The following is an 18,599-nucleotide window of genomic DNA, read 5'->3' on the forward strand; positions in this document are numbered from 1 at the left end:
TCCCTACTTCCCAGTGAAAAATAATTTGAATTTATCAAGAAAAGTCCGCTGGCTTTCTTTTGCACCTTTAATGTTATCTCTCTCTAAAAATCCTATTGTCAGTTGTTTCATCGATTTGCTAATATCTGAATGGGCGTTGTGGGTTGTGAACGGGACTTGTCTTAATACTGCTTTCGAAACAGCTTTACTGTCAGGGAGTATCCCTAGAGTAACAATTTCCTTCCCCAAGAATTGCTTCACTGTCTTTTTAAGCCGATTGATCGTTTCACGCCCTTCCCGTTCATTGGATGCCCTATTGCAGACCACATTGAATGGAAGGTCCTCATTTTGCATATGCAAGTATTTTATAATTGAGTAAGCATCCATAATGCTAGTCGGCTCAGGTGTGGTAATCGTTATAATCTCATCAACACACATCAGGAATTTGGCCGTTTCAGCGGAAATGCCTGCCCCTAAATCAAACACAAGATAATCATAATGAGCCTGCAAAACAGTAAATTCAGCAATAAAAGAATCCACTTTTTCGTTATCCATGGAAAATAAATGCGAGAGACCGGATCCCCCACTGATAAAACGGAGATGATCCGGGCCTTCTGTAATCACTTCTTCCAAAGACATTTGATGATGGAAATAGTCGACAATGTTTCGTTCGGCTGTCCGGCCCATCAATATATCGATATTACCCATTCCTATATCCATATCGAACAATAACACCCGTTTTTGTTCCCTGGAAAGCGTTAAAGAAAAGTTCAGGGAAAAATTTGATTTCCCGACTCCTCCCTTCCCGCTGATCACCGCAATGGTTTTGCAATGGTTTTGTGCTGATTGCTTCATCATTTTGTGCCTTAGGTTTGCAGCCTGGTCATTCATGGCGGTTCACCTTAAACATCGAATCGACCAAGAAATCGGGCGATGCTTTTTTCAAGTCATCAGGGACGTTCTGCCCATCCGTCACATAGGCAATATTCAAGTTATATTTCACGACCATATTATAGGCAGCCCCTATAGTTGATGTTTCATCCATCTTTGTGAAAATAAAATAGGAGAGCGGTATGGAACTGAATTGCCCTACGATTTCTTCCATATCTCGCTGCTTGCTTGTTAAAGCAAGCACCATATATGTTTCCATCTGCTCATCAAATGAGATGATTTTATTCAGTTCCTCCACATATTCTGCATTTCTGAAGTTTCGACCGGCAGTGTCAATAAAGACTAAATCATAATGTGAAAAACGCTCAATCGCCTTCCTGAAATCTTCCACGTTATACGCAACTTCAATCGGCACATTCAGGATTTTGGCATATGTCTTTAATTGGTCGATCGCTGCTATTCTATATGTATCAGTAGTAATGAAAGCTACTTTTTTTCTGTATTTCAAGGCACTTTCCGCTGCCAATTTTGCCAGGGTCGTGGTCTTTCCTACACCAGTCGGCCCAACTACATTCACATATTTACGTTGAAAAAGTCTGTTTGCCTCTGAAGGCAATGAAGCCAGCAGGAATGATTTCGCAAACTCGATCGCTTCCTCTTCGGTAATGCCTTCTTTATCGTTAAGCATCACCAAAATGGTATCGATCACATCTTGAGCTATTTCCTGCCCAGACAATAGGTCGCTTACTTTTTTCAAGGGAGCAGATAATGTGTCTTTTTCCTGGTTTAGCTGAACCTTTTTCACCAGTTGCTTCAGCTCGCCCATTTCTTTCAATACATCATGGGCCGATTGATTATCTTCTTTGTTTGTATGGCCGACTCTATTCGGATTCCTATCGTAAGCAATCTTTTCGGCAGGCATCCCTTCTAAGCGCTTTTTCTTTACTTGAGTTGCCATTGGCTGTTGTCTCTCCTGTGGATCGACAGCAGCAATGACTTCTATTCCTTTTTTCTTAAAGAAACCGAGAATGCCGCCGGTAAAAACCACCTTCGAATTCAATATGACTGCTTCTTCACCTAGTTCATTCTTGATTTGCGCCATTGCTTCATTCATATTGGCAGCATTGTATTTTTTTATTTTCATCAGCTTACGTTCACCACCCCGATGCTTTGTATTTCCACTTCTGCTTCCAATTCGTTATAAGATAAAATTGGAACTTGCGGAAAATATCTTTCTGTCAATTGTCTAACATACATCCGCACTGCGGGCGAGCATAAGACAATTGGCTGTTGATCAATCAGCGATAGTTCCTCCAGCTTGGAAGCAAGAGATGCCAGTATTTCCTGGGTGACATTCGGATCGATGGATAAGTAGTTTCCATGCTCTGTTTGTTGTACACTGTCTGCAATCAGCTTTTCTACTTTCCCTGAAACGGTGATGACCTTCAGGGACGAATCACCATTCAAATATTGTTGGGTAATTTGTCTCGCTAAATTCTGCCGGGCATATTCCGTCAATAAATCCGTATCTGTCGACATCTTGCCGTAATCGGCCAGCGTTTCAAAAATAATCGGCAAATTGCGGATGGATATCTTTTCTTTCAACAATTTGGCAAGAACTTTTTGGATATCTCCAACCGAAAGCGGATTTGGTGTTACTTCTTCCACAAGAATCGGTGATGTCTCATTCAAGTGGTCTATTAATTGTTTTGTTTCTTGTCGGCCAATTAAAATATCCGCATTGTTTTTGATGACTTCCGTAATATGGGTGGACACCACACTTGGCGGGTCTACGACCGTATATCCAAGCATCTCAGCTTGTTCCTTTGTTTCTTCGCTGATCCATTTGGCAGGCAATCCGAATGATGGCTCTACCGTATCAATTCCTTCAATAGTATCATCATCCGTACCGGGGCTCATGGCGAGATAATGGTCAAGCAGGACTTCCCCCCTTGCCATCTCACTGCCTTTTATCTTAAGCCGATACTCATTAGGATTCAGCTGGATATTATCACGAATACGGACGGCAGGAATGACTAATCCCATTTCGATGGCCAACTGCCTTCTGATCATTACGACCCTGTCCAAAAGATCGCCGCCCTGATTGGCATCGGCCAATGGGATTAATCCATAGCCGAATTCAAATTCAATTGGATCGACACTGAGCAAATTAACGACGCTTTCCGGACTTTTCATTTCATCGCTCTGCAATTCCTCTTCCATTGTTTGCAGCTCTTCTTCATCCGGTTCAGGCTGCCGTCCGATCATATAACCGCCAAATATTAATATTCCGCCCAACGGAATCGTAAAAGCATCACTAATCGGTGTAAATAGGCCAAGCAAAATGATTGTTCCTCCAGTTACATACATCATCTTAGGATAGGCGAATAGCTGTCCGGTAATATCCGCGCCTAAATTCCCGGTCGATGCAGCTCTTGTCACTACAATCCCTGTTGCAGTGGATATCAACAAGGCAGGAACCTGGGAAACGATCCCGTCGCCGACTGTCAGGAGGGCAAAGTGAGTGGCAGCCTCTCCGAATCCCAAATCAAGCTGTGTGACACCAATAATAATCCCAAAGATCAGGTTGATCGCCACAATGATGATCCCTGCAATGGCATCCCCTTTTACAAATTTGCTGGCCCCGTCCATCGAGCCGTAAAAATCGGCTTCGCGGCCAATTTTTTCACGCCGTTCACGCGCCTCTTTTTCAGAGATCAAGCCGGCGTTCATATCTGCATCGATACTCATTTGCTTTCCGGGCATCGCATCGAGCGTAAAGCGCGCTGCTACCTCTGACACACGCTCGGAACCTTTTGTAATAACGATAAATTGAATAATGATCAAGATCAGGAACACTACCATACCAACCAGGACATTTCCGCCGATAACAAATGTACCAAATGTCTCAACAACGCCTCCCGCTTCTCCACGGCTAAGGATGGATCGTGTTGTAGACACATTCAACCCTAAACGAAACAATGTTAACAACAACAATAACGAAGGAAAAATAGAAAATTCCAGCGGTTCTTTCATGTTCATAGTGGTCAAGATCACAATTAACGCAAGCGAAATATTGCATAGAATCAAGACGCTTAAGAGCCATGTCGGCAACGGGATGATAAGCATGGCCACAATCATAATTACACTAATTAAAACCGATAAGTCTCTTGCTGACATCGTCTTCTCTCCTAACAAACCTAATATATATACATTTCTTTCAATCATCTCAGCAACAAATAGACTATCATCACACTTTATGTATCGGAATTGTTACACTTTTCCTTTTGCTTTATAAACAACTGCCAATATCTCGGCGATTGCCCTAAAAAACTCTTCCGGTATCGCTTCTCCGACTTCCGTCTGGTCATATAGCGCCCTTGCCAACGGCCGGTTTTCCACCATGCTGATATTGTTTTCGCTGGCGACAAGTTTAATCTTTTGAGCAATAAAATCTACACCCTTGGCAGCCACATACGGAGCATCCATTTTGCTTTCGTCGTATTTTATGGCGATTGCATAATGGGTAGGGTTCGTTATAACCACATCCGCATTTGGCACTTCCTGCATCATCCGCTGCATGGCCATTTCTCTCTGCCTTTGTTTAATCTTTGATTTAATCAATGGATCGCCCTCGATATTTTTGTACTCATCTTTTATATCCTGCTTTGACATACGGATACTTTTTTCGAAATCGAACCGTTGGTATAAATAATCAAGCAAAGCAATAAACAATAGCGCCAGCGAGCCGAGCAAGCCTACTTGAATGGTAATATTGCCAAGTGTGGCAAGTGCTGAATTCAATGGTTTTTGCGACAGCTTCAAGATTTCATCCAAATGGGAGTTGACAACAAAATAGGCAACAGAGCCAACAAACGCAATTTTCAATAAAGACTTTAACAATTCTACAATAGCCCTTACAGAAAAAATCCGTTTAAACCCAGATATAGGGTTGATTTTGTTCAGCTTGAACTGGATGGCTTCTGCAGAAAATAAAACGCCAACCTGCATATAATTCGCCGCCACTCCCCCCACCATGGCAGCGAGCATTACAGGAAGCAGAACATAGGCGGCCTTTTCGACCATAGATATAAACAGTGTGTGTACATTAGCTTCCGTAAGAGGCATCGTCAAATATTTTTCAAATGTCATTTTATAAATACCAAGCAAATGCTCTTTCATATAACCGCCCAAAAAGGACATTACACCGAATGAAGCTAATAGCACAATGGCTGTATTGACATCCTGGCTCTTCGCCACTTGCCCCTTTTTCCTTGCGTCCTGCTTTTTCTTAGGTGTGGCCTTTTCGGTTTTTTCTCCGGCAAAATATTGAAGGTCCAGTGAAAGCCAATCCATCTAGCTCCCCCCCATCAGCTGCATAAGTCCTCTCATCGTAACCAGAATATAATTGAATAGCTGGCCTACACTCGTCAGGAGAACACTCATTACAATGATTAAAACAATAAAACTAACGACAATTTTTACGGGTATGCCCACAACAAAAATATTTAACTGTGGTACTGTCCTAGCGAGAATACCAAGTGAAATGTCAACGATAAACAAGCTGCCCACCACCGGTATGGCCATTTGAAATGCAATTAGGAAAGCTTTATTAAATGCATGTATAATGAACCAGAACATTTTTTCATTTCCAAAGGGGATGGACAATTGATCAATCGGAATAAATTGGTAGCTGTTAAAAATACCATCGAGCAGTAAATGATGGCCGTTAGTAACTAATAAGAATAATAGTGCAAAAGTATATAAATACTGTCCTGTCAACGGATTTTGGACGCCCGTTTGAGGGTCTATGACATTAGCTATGGCAAAACCCATCTGAAAATCGATCAATCCGCCGGCAATCTGTATCGCTGTCAAAATCATATACGCGACAAATCCGATTAACAGACCGACGGACGCTTCTTTAAACACCAGCATAATAAACTGATAGTCCAATTCAATCCTCGGTATATCCAACGTATAATACATGATCCATGCCAAAAAAACGCTGAGACCGATCCGATGCATGGCAGGTATTGTTTTATAAGAAAAAATCGGCATGGTGACAAAAAAACAGGATACCCTGACCAACACCAGCAAAAACCCTGGAAAAGCCTGTAATGAGGGTAATAAAGCTTCCATATTCTTACCCTATGAATTTATACAGGTTAGCAAATATCTCAGTGGCGTAAGAAAGCATATGTGTCAGCATCCACGGACCGAAAAAGATCAACCCGAGAAGTACAGCTACAATCTTTGGCACAAAAGCCAAGGTTTGCTCCTGGATTTGGGTGGTAGCCTGAAATATACTGACAATCAACCCTATTCCCAATGCAAGAAGCAATAATGGACCACTAATAATTAAAACCGTATAAACTCCCTTTTCAGCCATATTAATTACAAATTCTTGACTCATTCTTTATCACCAACTAAAAACTTTGTAGTAGAGATTTTACAACCAGATACCAACCATCCACCAGTACAAACAACAAAATTTTGAACGGCAGTGAGATCATGACAGGAGGCAGCATCATCATTCCCATGGACATAAGCACACTGGCCACAATCATGTCAATCACCAGAAATGGTATGAATATCATAAAACCTATTTGAAAGGCTGTCTTTATTTCACTTATGGCAAACGCGGGAACTAAGGCGGTCAACGGGATATCCTTAATGTCCTTTGGTCTTTCCATTTGAGCATATGATAAAAACAACTCTAAATCTTTTTGTCTAGTTTGAGCACTCATAAACTCTTTGAAGGGACCAGTTGCCTCTTCGTATGCTTGTTCTAGATTAATCTCTTCCTTAAAAAGCGGTGTCAGCGCTTTTTCATTCACTTCATGAAATGTGGGGGCCATAATGAAGAAGGTCATAAATAAAGCTATTCCTACCAGTACTTGAGTTGGAGGCATCTGCTGAGTAGCGAGCGATGTTCTGACAAAACCAAGCACTATAATGATCCTCGTGAAACAGGTCATTAAAATAAGAATGCTGGGAGCAAGGGACAGGACAGTAAAAACCAAAAGCAGTTTAACAGAAGATGAAACGGCAGAAGGATCGCTATTATTGAAAAAACTCATGAATTCATTCATCTTTTGTTTCCACCTTCTTTTTGTATTCCTCTTTTATCGCTTTTCGGTTTGCTGCCATCTGGCTCAATTGTTCCTTGAATTGCTCTGTAAATGATACGGTTGTCTCTTTATCATCTCTGTCTTTTTTTCTGCCAACCCATTTACTGACAATATCGGCAGGCGCCATTGCCCGGTCGGCAGCAGAATTATACTCAGATAGAATCGTTTCCATTTCATCTTCATCGGTAATTTCATTCAATAATTGGACATTCTCTCCGACACCAATTATATACAGTTTTGTTCCGATTTTGACAATTTGGATTGATTTTGAATTTCCAAGGCTTGTCCCGCCAAGGTTTTGGATGAGATTCCCTTTCTGGTAGCCTTTTGTTCTTTTGTTAATGAACTTTAATAATAGATATAGAAGTCCAATCACAAACAGAAAAGCGGCCAACAAACGTAAAATATCCGTAAATCCGACAGTCGGCGCTGAATCCACTTCACTCGAAGGTTCTTCCTTCACTTCTTTTTTTTCTGTTTTACCCTTATTCTTCTGTTGCTCCAAGTATTGTTCAACCGTTTCATTCCCATTATCTCCGGCAGCATGGACATATGTGCCTGAGTTGATTGAAAAGAACAAGCTGAACATCAGGATTGCAATGAAGGATCGCATTGTTCGCTTTGCCAAAATAATTACACCCTCTAACTGCTGTGATGAATCAATAGAAAGGCAATCCTATAAAACTGGCATTCTATAGGATTGCAAACTGCCTGTTAGCTCAATGTTTTATTGATCGCTTCAAGGACACGGTCAGCTTGGAACGGCTTTACAATAAAGTCTCTTGCCCCAGCCTGGATAGCATCGATTACCATAGCCTGCTGGCCCATCGCAGAACACATAATGATTTTGGCTTGAGGATTGATTTTCTTTATTTCCTTCAGTGCGGTTATACCGTCCATTTCCGGCATTGTAATGTCCATTGTCACAAGATCTGGCTGTGTTTCTTTATATTTTTCTATGGCTTGGAGACCATCAGCCGCTTCCCCGACAATATCAAATCCATTTTTTGATAAAATATCTTTAATCATCATTCTCATGAATGCTGCATCATCCACGATTAAAATTTTATGTGCCATTCTTTACTCCTCCATATGTTAACGTAAATTTTTCAAACGGTCGCTTTGACTGACGATATCCGTCACCCTTACGCCAAAATTCTCATCAATAACGACTACTTCCCCTTTAGCGATCAATCGGCTGTTCACCAGAATATCTACCGGTTCGCCTGCAAGCTTGTCGAGTTCAATAATGGAACCATTGGATAATTCTAAAATATCCCTAACCGATTTTTTTGTTCTTCCTAATTCGACTGTAATCTGCAACGGAATATCCAGAAGCATGTCTAAATTTTTCATTCCTGTTTCCTGCGTTTCAAATGATTGGAAACTAGAGAACTGGGCGGGCTGCACATTTACCGGCTGGCTCGGCTTTGATTGTGATGCATTGTGTACCTGTGCAGGCGCTGTTTGGTAAGATTCCACCTGCTGCTCGATCTGCCGGGTTGTAGGAGGTTCCTGATACATATATGCATCATTTACCTTTTCTTCCTCTGCATAATGCATTGCCTCGCTGTGCAACTCTTGTGTGGCTGAAACCTCTTCCTTATATGGTTCGTCTTGTGACGGAGAAGCTCCGTTCATTAATTCATCCACAAGCGCCTTAGCGAATTTGATCGGTAGTAGCTGCATAATATTGGAGTCGATCAACTCGCCGATTTTCAACCGGAAAGAAATTTTCACCAGCAGGTTGTCGGGCGGTATTGCTTCTTCGCCTTCCCCATTTTGAATGTCGAGCAGTTCAATGCTAGGTGGGGAAATATCCACCTTCTTATTGAAAATGGTCGACATGGATGTAGCGGCTGATCCCATCATCTGGTTCATCGCTTCCTGGACGGCGCTTAATTGGATATCCCCTAGTAAATCACCGGGATTTTCTCCGTTCCCTCCCAGCATAAGGTCCGCAATGATGCTGGCATCACTTTGCTTGATCACCAATAAATTGGCTCCTGAAAACCCGGTCGTGTATTGTACTTGTATGGCTACATATGGATGCGGGAATTCTTCCTGCAGGCGGTTCCTGTCTACCAATGATACCGCAGGCGTTGTAATCTCCACTTTTTGGTTCAATAAAGTGGACAAAGCGGTAGCTGAGCTTCCAAATGAAATATTGCCGATTTCACCTAAAGCATCTTGTTCCATCGAACTTACATAATCATCAATCAGAGGAGAATCCATGTAATCATCATCATTATCGTCACCGTCAGTCCCTTTGAGCAAAGCATCTATTTCATCTTGGGATAACATATCTTCAGTCATCATCTTCTTCCTCTCCCCCCTTAACAGTATCTAAAATTTGCAACGCCATCTTATTGCCTATTTTGCCTGGCTGCCCTGTGAATTTAGGGACTCCGCCGACCTTCAATAGGAAATGGCTGTTCAAATGAGTATTCAAATCAATAACATCGCCCAAATCAAGCTGTAAAAAATCTTCAATCGATATATCGGTTGTCCCTAATTCGGCAACCAATTCAACCTCTGCGTGCTTCACTTCTTTTTCCAATGTTTCTTTTTCAATAGGCAATCTTTCTTTTTGTGAGGTCTGCATCCAATAATGGACAGACAATCTAGGAATAATGGGTTCAAGGACAACATGAGGAATGCAAATATTCATCATGCCGCTTGCTTCTCCGATATGGGTATTCAATGAAATGACAATAACGGTTTCATTTGGTGACACCATTTGAAGAAACTGGGGATTAACCTCAAATTCCGTTAAAACCGGATCAATATCCGCAAGCGTGTTCCAAGCTTCCTGTAAATGCTCGAATCCCCTCTCGAACAGGTTGGACATAATCTTTGTTTCGATTTCGGTCAGCGTATCCACTTTATTCATGCTTGCCCCTCGCCCGCCCAGCACACGGTCCATCATAGCGTACGCAATATTCGGATTGACCTCCATCACTATTCTTCCATCAAGCGGCGGGACCTCGAATACATTTAAAATGGTCATCTTCGGTATAGAGCGGATAAATTCCTCATAAGGGATTTGGTCTACGCTCGCCACTGATATTTGAACGTATGTGCGCAGCTGTGCAGAAAAAAAGGTGGTCAATAAACGGGCAAAGTTTTCGTGGATTCTCGTCAAACTTCGGATTTGATCTTTAGAGAAGCGCAATGCTCTCTTAAAATCGTATACTTTCACTCTCTTTTCCACTTCTTCTTTCTTCAGCTCATCGGCATCCATTTCACCGGTCGATAAAGCTGAAAGCAAAGCGTCTATTTCACTCTGCGATAATATTTCACTGGACAAGTTCTCTCACCCCCATTTATAAGCCTGCCAACGTTTAGGAACAGCATTGTTTCTATTGGATGATGGATGAGGTAACGTATACCCTTTCAATCTTTCCGTCCTGCATGATGCTGTTGATTTTTTCCTTCAAAATATTTTCAAGGTTTTCGAAGCTCTTAAATTGCGAAGCCTTCCGCTGGGAAAGTTCCGTAATGATGATATTCTTCACCTGGAAATTTCGTTTCTCCAATTCTTTCTTTGCGCTTTTGCTGTCCGTTTGTATCATAAATGAAATTTTTATAAATCCGTCTTCAGCAAGATTCGTCGTAATATCAGGCACTTCAACCGAATGCTTAACGATTTGGTCTATGGATGGGTTCTTGTCATCGCTTTTGCCCATGTTCAAAACCATCACCAACGCGATGGCAGCCACCAACGTAATCACCACTAACGTAATGAGCATAATCGTTAACGGTTTATTCTTCTTCATCATTACCCCCCGCAATCTCATGATGTCCGAACATTTTGATGGATGTATAAAATGAAGTAACAGCCTGTGTCATATCACTTTCGGACTCACGCACTAAGTATTTATGTCCATTTGTCAACGTAATGGTCGTATCTGGGTTGTAGTCGATTTTCTCTATGTACATCGCATTCAGTGTAAATGGCTTTCCGTTTAAACTTGTCACTTTTATCATTAATTGAGGAACTCCGACCCTTTTATATCGGAGTTCCTCCCTCCCTTACGTTATCGTTTTAAATTCACAAGCTCCTGAAGGATTTCGTCGGAAGTTGTGATGATCTTTGTATTCGCCTGGAAACCGCGCTGAGCGACGATCATTTCAGTGAATTCCTCAGACAAATCGACGTTTGACATTTCCAGTGTGGAAGAAGCAATACTACCTGTCCCATTTTGGCCAGCCAATGTCATTAACGGAGCACCGGAGTTTTTACTTTCTTTTAACAAATTCGACCCTACTTTTTGTAAACCGCCTGGATTTGAAAATTTTGCTATAGCCAATGTCCCTGCAGTTTGAATGTTACCTGCATCATTCAAATAATTCACTTTTCCATCTTGGCCTATTGTTAGTTCCTTTGCCGTTTTCGGTATATTTATAGTTTTACCATCACTGCCAGATACGTACATTCCATCACTGTTAACTAAATTACCGTCCACATCTAGATATAAATTACCTGCTCTCGTATAATTCTTTTCACCTAATGTAATATTACCACCGGTATCTTTTGTTCCATCGGCAACAACAAAATAGCCGTCACCAGCAATCATAAGATCTAAGACTCGTCCAGTAAATTGTGAACTTCCGACTGTATCGATTGTATCGATAGCAGCCATTTGTGAACCTAACCCCACCTGTTTAGGATTGACTCCACCTCGATTAGTTGTAGGCGCACTAGCACCAGCCGTTGTCTGGCTAAGCATATCCTGAAACACAACACGGCCTTTTTTAAAGCCGAATGTATTGACATTGGCGATATTATTGCCGATTACATCAAGCTTTGTCTGAAAGTTTTTCATTCCGCTAATACCTGAATACATTGAACGTAACATTTGTTTGTTCTCCTTTCGTTATGGCAGCTTCATTCAATCAGCTTGCCTAAGGCCCCCTTGAAAAGGTCCAGCCTTCAATCGATGACGATTGTTCCATTTATGTTTGTAAAAATCTGCCCTGCCGCTTCTTCTCTCCCCATCGCCGTCACAACGACATTGTTCTTGGCGCTAACAATTAAAGCAGCATTTGTGAGCAGCACCAATGAATCGTTGACTCCCTTTCGTTTTGCCTGTTGAGTCTTTTCGTTCACACGGTCCCACGTTTCATCGGATATGGATATTCCTCTTTGCTGCATTCGCGTGTTGGCATGCTTGCTGATTGTCAATCCCTGCTTTTCCTGCAGTACTTGGTTAAGAGATTGTGAGAAAGGCTGACTCGTATTTTTTGCTACATTTTTCTTAACTAGATTCGGATGCTGTGCGATCAGGGGAGTATTATTTACATGATGAAAATTTGTTTTCATCAAATCCACTCCTTATGATGAAATTTTAGTAATCTGATCGGCTGTAATCGTTGTTCCATTCTGATCGTTCAATTCGTACTGGATTTTGCTGTCCTTCATAAAAACAGATTTTACGACCGCTTCCAATTCCTGGTCATCCTTTTTCCATGTAATCTTTTTGCCGATCAGTTCACTCGCCTGCAGAAGACTGTTCCCGGATGCTCCAGATCCAGTGTTATTCACTTCCGAGATATTGGCAGGCTCCAATGTTGTCCCATCCTGAAGGACGAAAACGACTGATCCATTTTTATATTGGATGGTTTGGACTATACCTGTTCCTTCTTTGATCGTAGGTTTTCCGTCAGGCTCTGTCGCTTCCTCAATTTTATGCCATTTCACTTCTTTGCCCATAAATTGATTATAGGCAAGCAACTGGCTTTCCTGCTGCATACTAGCGAATTTTTCAAAGTTGCTGGACATATTGGTCATCTGCTCTAAAGAAGAAAACTGTGCAAGCTGGGCGATAAAATCCTTATCATCCATTGTGTTGTTAATATCCTGGTTCTGCAGCTGCGTCAGCAGAATTTTCATAAAAGCATCCTTCCCTAATTCATTTGAGGGAGTTCGCTTAGCGTCTTGCTGCTTTTTATATTCCGTGTAAAGCAAAGAACTATCTATACTTGTCATCCTAATTTCACCTCGCCTTGTTCAATTGCTTGAAGAAACTCTTCCAGAAACTGTTCTTCTTCTTTTGAATCGGATTGTTGCTGATTGTTTCGGTTCTGCTCTTGCTGTTGTTGGCCTTGTTCACGGTACATGTGCCTGTCCTGCGGCTGGGCATTGAAGGCTTGTGTGATTTCGACTTTTTCAACGGCAATATGCTGGTTGGCCAATGACTGCTTTAATCCTTGCAACTGATTGTCGAGCATTTCTTTGGCAGCCGAAGAACTTGTCATGATTTTGGCAACCATGATCCCATCTTTCTGTATCAACTCTATTCTTATCGATCCCAAATGTTCAGGATTCAGTTTGAGCAACAACTTCTGAGTGCCGTTGGCCATCGAAAAATTGGCCTTATTCATTATCGATTCGAATGATTTGGCCAGTTGCTCCTCGTTCACAGAGCCGTTGCTTTTCATTGGCAGGCTCCAGACGAACTGTTCAATCTTTGAGGGTGTTACAAACGGATTATGCTGTAACCCGGCAGGCTGGTCTCCATTTGTCTTTGCCAGCTTGTCCGACGCCACTGATTTAGACACTTGATTCATGCGATTAAACATATTTGTGTCCAGGCCCCAATTATTTGTTTTAATAATAGTTGCTTTTGCAGAACCTTTAAAGCTTGCTTCTTGGGAAAGGTGACTGTTCAGAGTCTCTTTCAACTGATTCAATTGGTTTTTTAGATGTGAAAAACCATTTTTCATGTCCACTGTCGTGTCTAATCGATCGCCAAGCAACGAAAGTTGTTTAGCTCCTTTTAAAGCGTCTTCCACTGTAGGAAGGACCAGCTCTATTAATGACTGTAATTGGCCTGTATCATATTTTGTATTTTGAACTGCCTTAACAAAAAAATCGGATTCCAATAAATTTTGGCATAATGTTGAGTATTTTTGAAGCAACACATCCACTCCGTCAGTAACACTTTTAGCTGCCGACGAATTTTCTACATCAGAAAGCCCCTTCCTCTCTGGTTGAGATGCAAAAGGAAGGTTATAGCCCATTCCTGTAAGCAATTCATATATATGTGCCATCAGATCATCTACAGATGATTTATCCATTTTAATGGGCATCTGTTCATATACATCAGATATAGTCAAATCATCTGTTTGCATTTGTGGCGTCAATTTCCCACTATTTCCTCCATCAGCAGGATTCGTCATATTCAATTGATCTAAAATTGATTGAAGCATTGTGAATGCTAAACCAGCTGCCGTTTGTTGGTTTCCATTTTGTGAGGATAATGGGTTAGTTCCGGTTAACTGGCTTGACAATAAATCGCCAAATGCTCCCAATGAGCTATTAGTTGCTTGTTTTTTACCATTTTGTGCACTAGGCATAAATGACTGCAACGCTAGGATATTCATCTTATCACCTCCCTTCATTTACTTTTCTTTATTGGGTAGAAGCCTCTTTATTCTCCGCAACCGTCAGCTTCTGGGTTAAACGGGCTGCAACAGCAGGATCCATTTTTTCTAAAATGGCTCCAAGTGTATCAGGCTTTAAGTTCGATAACAGTTTCACTGCCTCATCGTCCTTCAAACTCGCTATTATAGGTGCAGCTTTTTTAGGAGCCATCGATTCATACGTCCTGACAATATCTTTATAGGCTTTTTTGTTATCCTCCTGCACGGCTTTTAATTCTGTTATTTCCTGTTGGAGCCTTTGTTTTTCTATATCGCTTTTGTTAATTTCTTTATCTTTTGTATCGAGCATGCTTTCCAGTTTGCCGATTTGTACCTCATTGTTTTTAATCTCACCCTGAAGATTTACAATTTTTTCTTTATAGCGTGTAATAGAACCATCATCCTTATTACTGGTCAAACTTGAGACTACTGGGAGCTTGGAGCCGATGTCTTTGGTCCACTGAAAAACATTGATGCCGGCAACAGACATAACGATTAGTCCTAAAACGAGCGCAAATACAACGGGAATGACGATGGCAAACAAAAACCATTGAAACTTATTGTATGGTTTCTCTTCCTTTTGCATCTCTATTTGCTTTTCCTTTTTTCCCATACAATCACCTAATTTTCTTTGCTTAAAAATGTTTGGATTGAAATGTCATCCATTTGGATCTTTTCAAGTTGTTTTATATTTTCAACAAATTTACTGTATTGTTTTTCTTTGATTTTTTCGTATTTCTTAACTTCCACGTTTTTATCGATCAGCCTATTTTGCATGTGATTCATTTGAGTCCTTGTTTTCAATACTTCCTGCTGGGCAAAAGCGATCAGGTTTTCTAGATTATCCATAAATAATTGATTATGCCTGATTTCAATAATGGACAAACCGGAAACAAGCTTGTCTTGCTGTAAGCCATGCAAGGTTTCTTTCTTTTTTAATAGTTCGTATAGGTTTTCAGCAGCTTTTTCAAAAGCTTCAACGGCATGTCCATATTGTGCTTGGGCATCCTTTTTCTCTTTATCCTTTAAACTGAGAATCTTTTCAAATTTATACTGATAGCCCATCATTTATTTTGCACTTCCTATCAAGTCATTCAACATTTGGATGCTTTCATTCTTAGAGATCGATTCCTTGGTTCCCTGTTTAAGGAACGCAATAATATCCGGGTATTTTTCAAGCGCCTGATCAATTTCAACCGACGAACCCCTTTTGTATGCACCAATGTTGATCAAATCTTCATTCTCAATGTATTTGGACAGCATTTCCCTTACCTTTTCTGCATTCTTTACATGTGTAGGATCAGCTATATGATTCATTAACCGCGATATGCTCTTTAATACATTAACTGCCGGGAATTGGCCTTTATTGGCTAAATCCCTGTCCATTACAAAGTGGCCATCCAAAATTCCCCTCACTGTGTCGGCGATCGGTTCATTCATGTCGTCCCCATCCACAAGCACTGTATAAAATGCTGTAATGGTCCCTTTTTCATTCGTGCCTGTCCGTTCCAGCAATCCTGGAAGCAGGCCGAAAACGGAAGGCGGATACCCTTTTGTCGTTGGAGGCTCACCAACTGCAAGGCCAATTTCCCGTTGCGCCATCGCCACACGTGTTACCGAATCCATCATTAACATGACATTCAAGCCCTGGTCACGGAAATACTCAGCAATAGCGGTAGCTGTATAAGCGCCTTTAATACGCATAAGTGCCGGTTGATCAGACGTGGCTACGACTACAATCGAACGCGCAAGTCCTTCTGGCCCTAAATCGCGGTCTATGAATTCGCGTACTTCTCTGCCACGCTCTCCAATTAAACCAATTACGTTGATATCGGCAGTTGTGTTGCGGGCAATCATCCCAAGCAGCGTACTTTTGCCGACACCGCTGCCGGCGAAAATGCCTACGCGCTGCCCTTTCCCTACTGTGAGTAAGCTATCTATCATTCTTACTCCGACCTCTATGCTTTCATCGATAGGCGGCCTTTGCATTGGGTTAGGCGGCATACGGTCGGTACCCACTGTTGCCAATCCCTTAGGAAGAGAAGAACCATCTAAAGGAAAGCCTAGTGGATCGACAGCTGTTCCGATTAAGGCGGAGCCTACTTTAATCTCCAACGGTCTCATCGTTGCTTCAACAAAACAGCCAGGAGAAATTTCGTTTACAACCGTATAGGGCATCAGAATAATATTTTCTTCCTTAAATCCAACCACTTCGGCCCGGATTGCCTTCCTTGACGCTTTGCCTCCTGTGTGGATAAAGCAAACATCGCCTACAGAGCATTCAGGCCCTTGTGATTCTATCATCAAACCAACTACTTTTTTCACTCTTCCGTATCTCTTGTAAGTATCCATTTCTTTGATAAAAGGCAACAGTTCTTTTGCTTCCATTCCCTTATTCCCCCTCCAGAAGCTCTTCCAGCTGGTGTTTCACTTCTGTCAGTTGACTGTCAATTCCCGCATCAATTAGGCCGGCTGCAGATTCAATAACACAGCCAGTCTCATTCATATCTTCATCCGGATAGATGACCAAATCCGTCTCTTTCGGAAATATGGCCAGCAATTCAGCCTTTTGCGAAACGAAAAAGTCATAGTGCTTCGGATGCACCCGAAGCTGAACTTCCTTGTAATCTCTTACTTCTTTTATCGCTTTTTTGACAAGCGGCAAAAATGTCTCCTGCTTCTCCTGTATTTCCACATTTAAGATTTGGCTGGCGATGGCAATGCTCAAATCAAGTATCGTCTGCTCTGCGGAATCCAGATAGTTTTGATAATCCTTTTTGGCAGAAAGGACAACCTGTTGCGCCATTTCAATTTGAGCTTTCATTTCTTGGCGCCCCTGTTCTATTCCGTATGCATGGCCTTCATTAAAGCCTGAATCGCGAGCTGATTCTTCGAGCAATTTTCGATCGTGCAACTCCCACTTTTCCCTTTCCTGCTCAATCGACCTTTTAATCTCCGTTGCGCGTCGGTTGGCTTCATCCATAATGCGCTGTGCGCTGGCTTCCGCTTCCTCTAGCATTGCATGATGGTTCACATGTGCTGACTGTTCATCTTGAAAGCCAGTACTGGACAGGTGGGTTAGCGGAACAATTGAAATCCTCTTCTCTTCTTGCTTTTCTTGTGCCATCCAAGATGATTTGATGATCCTAGACAATGATGTCATCTCCTCCGCCACGCGCCACAATGATCTCTCCTGATTCCTCTAGTCTGCGGACAACCGCGACAATCCGGGATTGGGCTTCTTCTACATCACGCAGCCGGACAGGGCCCATATATTCCATTTCCTCTACAAATGTATCGACCATCCGTTTGGACATATTTTTGAAAATGATTTCCTTTACTTCCTCGCTCGACACCTTCAATGCCAGTTTCAAATCTTCATTCTCAGAATCCCTGATTACGCGCTGAATGGCACGTCCATCCAGTGTAACGATATCCTCGAATACAAACATCCGTTTTTTAATTTCTTCGGCAAGTTCCGGATCCTGGATTTCCAAAGCATCCAAGATCGTTCTTTCTGTTGACCGGTCAACGCCGTTCAACACATCGACTACTGCCTCAATCCCACCTGTTTGCGTGTAGTCCTGAGTAACAGTCGCAGAGAGTTTCCGTTCCAAAATCTGTTCAACTTCGTTGATGATTTCTGGAGATGTACTATCCATGATCGCAATACGGCGCGCAATATCCGCCTGAACCTCCTGAGGAAGTTCAGAGAGAATTTGGCCAGCCTGTGCCGGTTCCAAATAAGAAAGAATGAGCGCGATTGTCTGAGGATGCTCACTTTGGATAAAATTTAAAATCTGGGCAGGATCGGCTTTCCTTGCGAAATCGAATGGTTTTACCTGTAAAGAGGAAGTAAGTCTATTAATAATGGCTGTTGCTTCATTCGGTCCAAGCGCTTTCTCAAGCACCTGTTTGGCATAACCAATCCCGCCCTGTGTAATATAATCTTGTGCTAAAGCGATATGGTGAAATTCATCTAGTATGTTTTCTTTTTCAAGTGAATCTACCTTTCTTACAGATGAAATCTCCAATGTTAACCGCTCAATTTCTTCCTCAGATAAATGTTTATAGACTGAAGCAGAAACATCCGGACCCAAGGAGATGAGGAGGATGGCTGCTTTTTGTCTTCCTGTTAATCCAGCTCTTTTATCTTTCTTCGACAAT

At 41.8% G+C, this 18,599-nt stretch carries 22 protein-coding genes; all 22 read right to left on the reverse strand.

Annotated elements, in window-relative coordinates; genetic code table 11:
* Window positions 1-3: 3 nt before the first annotated feature.
* The gene (locus ABC357_RS11220) at window positions 4-870 is read right to left on the reverse strand and encodes a MinD/ParA family protein (protein WP_412887586.1); all 867 of its coding nucleotides are present in this window, start codon (window positions 868-870) and stop codon (window positions 4-6) included.
* On the reverse strand, window positions 863-2,014 hold the full coding sequence (gene flhF, locus ABC357_RS11225; RefSeq protein ID WP_412887587.1) for a flagellar biosynthesis GTPase FlhF: 1,152 nt from the start codon (window positions 2,012-2,014) through the stop codon (window positions 863-865). Before flhF ends, ABC357_RS11220 begins: the two co-directional genes overlap by 8 nt.
* Window positions 2,014-4,050: a flagellar biosynthesis protein FlhA gene (flhA, locus tag ABC357_RS11230; protein ID WP_412887588.1), complete on the reverse strand. Its 2,037-nt coding sequence runs from the start codon at window positions 4,048-4,050 to the stop codon at window positions 2,014-2,016. The genes flhF and flhA overlap by 1 nt, the downstream gene beginning before the upstream one ends.
* A gap of 93 nt (window positions 4,051-4,143) precedes the next feature.
* Window positions 4,144-5,226: a flagellar biosynthesis protein FlhB gene (gene flhB, locus ABC357_RS11235; protein WP_412887589.1), complete on the reverse strand. Its 1,083-nt coding sequence runs from the start codon at window positions 5,224-5,226 to the stop codon at window positions 4,144-4,146.
* Window positions 5,227-6,012 (reverse strand): flagellar biosynthetic protein FliR, encoded by a 786-nt coding sequence (gene fliR, locus ABC357_RS11240; RefSeq protein ID WP_412887590.1) that lies wholly within the window; start codon window positions 6,010-6,012, stop codon window positions 5,227-5,229.
* Between the two features lie 4 nt (window positions 6,013-6,016).
* The gene (fliQ, locus tag ABC357_RS11245; RefSeq protein WP_412887591.1) at window positions 6,017-6,286 is read right to left on the reverse strand and encodes a flagellar biosynthesis protein FliQ; all 270 of its coding nucleotides are present in this window, start codon (window positions 6,284-6,286) and stop codon (window positions 6,017-6,019) included.
* 13 nt (window positions 6,287-6,299) lie between these two features.
* Complete coding sequence (gene fliP, locus ABC357_RS11250; protein WP_412887592.1) at window positions 6,300-6,965, reverse strand: flagellar type III secretion system pore protein FliP; 666 nt, start codon at window positions 6,963-6,965, stop codon at window positions 6,300-6,302.
* Complete coding sequence (locus ABC357_RS11255) at window positions 6,958-7,632, reverse strand: flagellar biosynthetic protein FliO (RefSeq protein ID WP_412887593.1); 675 nt, start codon at window positions 7,630-7,632, stop codon at window positions 6,958-6,960. Before ABC357_RS11255 ends, fliP begins: the two co-directional genes overlap by 8 nt.
* An 86-nt stretch (window positions 7,633-7,718) precedes the next feature.
* Window positions 7,719-8,081: a chemotaxis protein CheY gene (gene cheY / locus ABC357_RS11260; protein WP_412887594.1), complete on the reverse strand. Its 363-nt coding sequence runs from the start codon at window positions 8,079-8,081 to the stop codon at window positions 7,719-7,721.
* Window positions 8,082-8,099: 18 nt separating this feature from the next.
* Window positions 8,100-9,323 (reverse strand): flagellar motor switch phosphatase FliY, encoded by a 1,224-nt coding sequence (gene fliY, locus ABC357_RS11265; protein WP_412887595.1) that lies wholly within the window; start codon window positions 9,321-9,323, stop codon window positions 8,100-8,102.
* The gene (gene fliM / locus ABC357_RS11270; protein WP_412887596.1) at window positions 9,313-10,314 is read right to left on the reverse strand and encodes a flagellar motor switch protein FliM; all 1,002 of its coding nucleotides are present in this window, start codon (window positions 10,312-10,314) and stop codon (window positions 9,313-9,315) included. The genes fliY and fliM overlap by 11 nt, the downstream gene beginning before the upstream one ends.
* Window positions 10,315-10,366: 52 nt before the next feature.
* A complete protein-coding gene (fliL, locus tag ABC357_RS11275; RefSeq protein ID WP_412887597.1) occupies window positions 10,367-10,783 on the reverse strand; it encodes a flagellar basal body-associated protein FliL in 417 nt (138 codons plus the stop codon).
* Window positions 10,770-10,994: a flagellar FlbD family protein gene (locus tag ABC357_RS11280; RefSeq protein WP_412887598.1), complete on the reverse strand. Its 225-nt coding sequence runs from the start codon at window positions 10,992-10,994 to the stop codon at window positions 10,770-10,772. Before ABC357_RS11280 ends, fliL begins: the two co-directional genes overlap by 14 nt.
* Before the next feature lie 50 nt (window positions 10,995-11,044).
* On the reverse strand, window positions 11,045-11,866 hold the full coding sequence (gene flgG, locus ABC357_RS11285; RefSeq protein ID WP_412887599.1) for a flagellar basal body rod protein FlgG: 822 nt from the start codon (window positions 11,864-11,866) through the stop codon (window positions 11,045-11,047).
* Between the two features lie 74 nt (window positions 11,867-11,940).
* The gene (locus tag ABC357_RS11290; RefSeq protein ID WP_412887600.1) at window positions 11,941-12,330 is read right to left on the reverse strand and encodes a TIGR02530 family flagellar biosynthesis protein; all 390 of its coding nucleotides are present in this window, start codon (window positions 12,328-12,330) and stop codon (window positions 11,941-11,943) included.
* A 12-nt stretch (window positions 12,331-12,342) separates the two neighbouring features.
* Entirely contained in the window at window positions 12,343-12,996 is a 654-nt protein-coding gene (gene flgD, locus ABC357_RS11295; protein ID WP_412887601.1) for a flagellar hook assembly protein FlgD, read from the reverse strand.
* Window positions 12,993-14,393, reverse strand: coding sequence for a flagellar hook-length control protein FliK (locus ABC357_RS11300; RefSeq protein ID WP_412887602.1), 1,401 nt, complete (start codon window positions 14,391-14,393; stop codon window positions 12,993-12,995). The genes flgD and ABC357_RS11300 overlap by 4 nt, the downstream gene beginning before the upstream one ends.
* A 28-nt stretch (window positions 14,394-14,421) precedes the next feature.
* A complete protein-coding gene (locus tag ABC357_RS11305) occupies window positions 14,422-15,045 on the reverse strand; it encodes a MotE family protein (protein WP_412887603.1) in 624 nt (207 codons plus the stop codon).
* 8 nt (window positions 15,046-15,053) lie between these two features.
* Window positions 15,054-15,500 carry a flagellar export protein FliJ gene (gene fliJ / locus ABC357_RS11310; protein WP_412887604.1) on the reverse strand — a complete coding sequence of 149 codons (447 nt, stop codon included), beginning with the start codon at window positions 15,498-15,500 and terminating at the stop codon, window positions 15,054-15,056.
* Window positions 15,501-16,820: a flagellar protein export ATPase FliI gene (gene fliI, locus ABC357_RS11315; RefSeq protein ID WP_412887605.1), complete on the reverse strand. Its 1,320-nt coding sequence runs from the start codon at window positions 16,818-16,820 to the stop codon at window positions 15,501-15,503.
* A gap of 4 nt (window positions 16,821-16,824) precedes the next feature.
* The gene (fliH, locus tag ABC357_RS11320) at window positions 16,825-17,586 is read right to left on the reverse strand and encodes a flagellar assembly protein FliH (protein ID WP_412887606.1); all 762 of its coding nucleotides are present in this window, start codon (window positions 17,584-17,586) and stop codon (window positions 16,825-16,827) included.
* Complete coding sequence (gene fliG, locus ABC357_RS11325; RefSeq protein WP_412887607.1) at window positions 17,579-18,598, reverse strand: flagellar motor switch protein FliG; 1,020 nt, start codon at window positions 18,596-18,598, stop codon at window positions 17,579-17,581. The genes fliH and fliG overlap by 8 nt, the downstream gene beginning before the upstream one ends.
* Between the last annotated feature and the right edge of the window lies 1 nt (window position 18,599).

It is taken from the genome of Bacillus kalamii (assembly GCF_047238185.1).
In the GTDB taxonomy this organism is placed as follows: Bacteria; Bacillota; Bacilli; order Bacillales; family DSM-1321; genus Bacillus_AD.

Coding starts and splice junctions, on each gene's coding strand:
- ABC357_RS11220 (WP_412887586.1), bottom strand. CDS start 870: ATGAATGACCAGGCTGCAAACCTAAGGCACAAAATGATGAAGCAATCA.
- flhF (WP_412887587.1), bottom strand. CDS start 2,014: ATGAAAATAAAAAAATACAATGCTGCCAATATGAATGAAGCAATGGCG.
- flhA (WP_412887588.1), bottom strand. CDS start 4,050: ATGTCAGCAAGAGACTTATCGGTTTTAATTAGTGTAATTATGATTGTG.
- flhB (WP_412887589.1), bottom strand. CDS start 5,226: ATGGATTGGCTTTCACTGGACCTTCAATATTTTGCCGGAGAAAAAACC.
- fliR (WP_412887590.1), bottom strand. CDS start 6,012: ATGGAAGCTTTATTACCCTCATTACAGGCTTTTCCAGGGTTTTTGCTG.
- fliQ (WP_412887591.1), bottom strand. CDS start 6,286: ATGAGTCAAGAATTTGTAATTAATATGGCTGAAAAGGGAGTTTATACG.
- fliP (WP_412887592.1), bottom strand. CDS start 6,965: ATGAATGAATTCATGAGTTTTTTCAATAATAGCGATCCTTCTGCCGTT.
- cheY (WP_412887594.1), bottom strand. CDS start 8,081: ATGGCACATAAAATTTTAATCGTGGATGATGCAGCATTCATGAGAATG.
- fliY (WP_412887595.1), bottom strand. CDS start 9,323: ATGATGACTGAAGATATGTTATCCCAAGATGAAATAGATGCTTTGCTC.
- fliL (WP_412887597.1), bottom strand. CDS start 10,783: ATGAAGAAGAATAAACCGTTAACGATTATGCTCATTACGTTAGTGGTG.
- ABC357_RS11280 (WP_412887598.1), bottom strand. CDS start 10,994: ATGATAAAAGTGACAAGTTTAAACGGAAAGCCATTTACACTGAATGCG.
- flgG (WP_412887599.1), bottom strand. CDS start 11,866: ATGTTACGTTCAATGTATTCAGGTATTAGCGGAATGAAAAACTTTCAG.
- ABC357_RS11290 (WP_412887600.1), bottom strand. CDS start 12,330: ATGAAAACAAATTTTCATCATGTAAATAATACTCCCCTGATCGCACAG.
- flgD (WP_412887601.1), bottom strand. CDS start 12,996: ATGACAAGTATAGATAGTTCTTTGCTTTACACGGAATATAAAAAGCAG.
- ABC357_RS11300 (WP_412887602.1), bottom strand. CDS start 14,393: ATGAATATCCTAGCGTTGCAGTCATTTATGCCTAGTGCACAAAATGGT.
- ABC357_RS11305 (WP_412887603.1), bottom strand. CDS start 15,045: ATGGGAAAAAAGGAAAAGCAAATAGAGATGCAAAAGGAAGAGAAACCA.
- fliJ (WP_412887604.1), bottom strand. CDS start 15,500: ATGATGGGCTATCAGTATAAATTTGAAAAGATTCTCAGTTTAAAGGAT.
- fliI (WP_412887605.1), bottom strand. CDS start 16,820: ATGGAAGCAAAAGAACTGTTGCCTTTTATCAAAGAAATGGATACTTAC.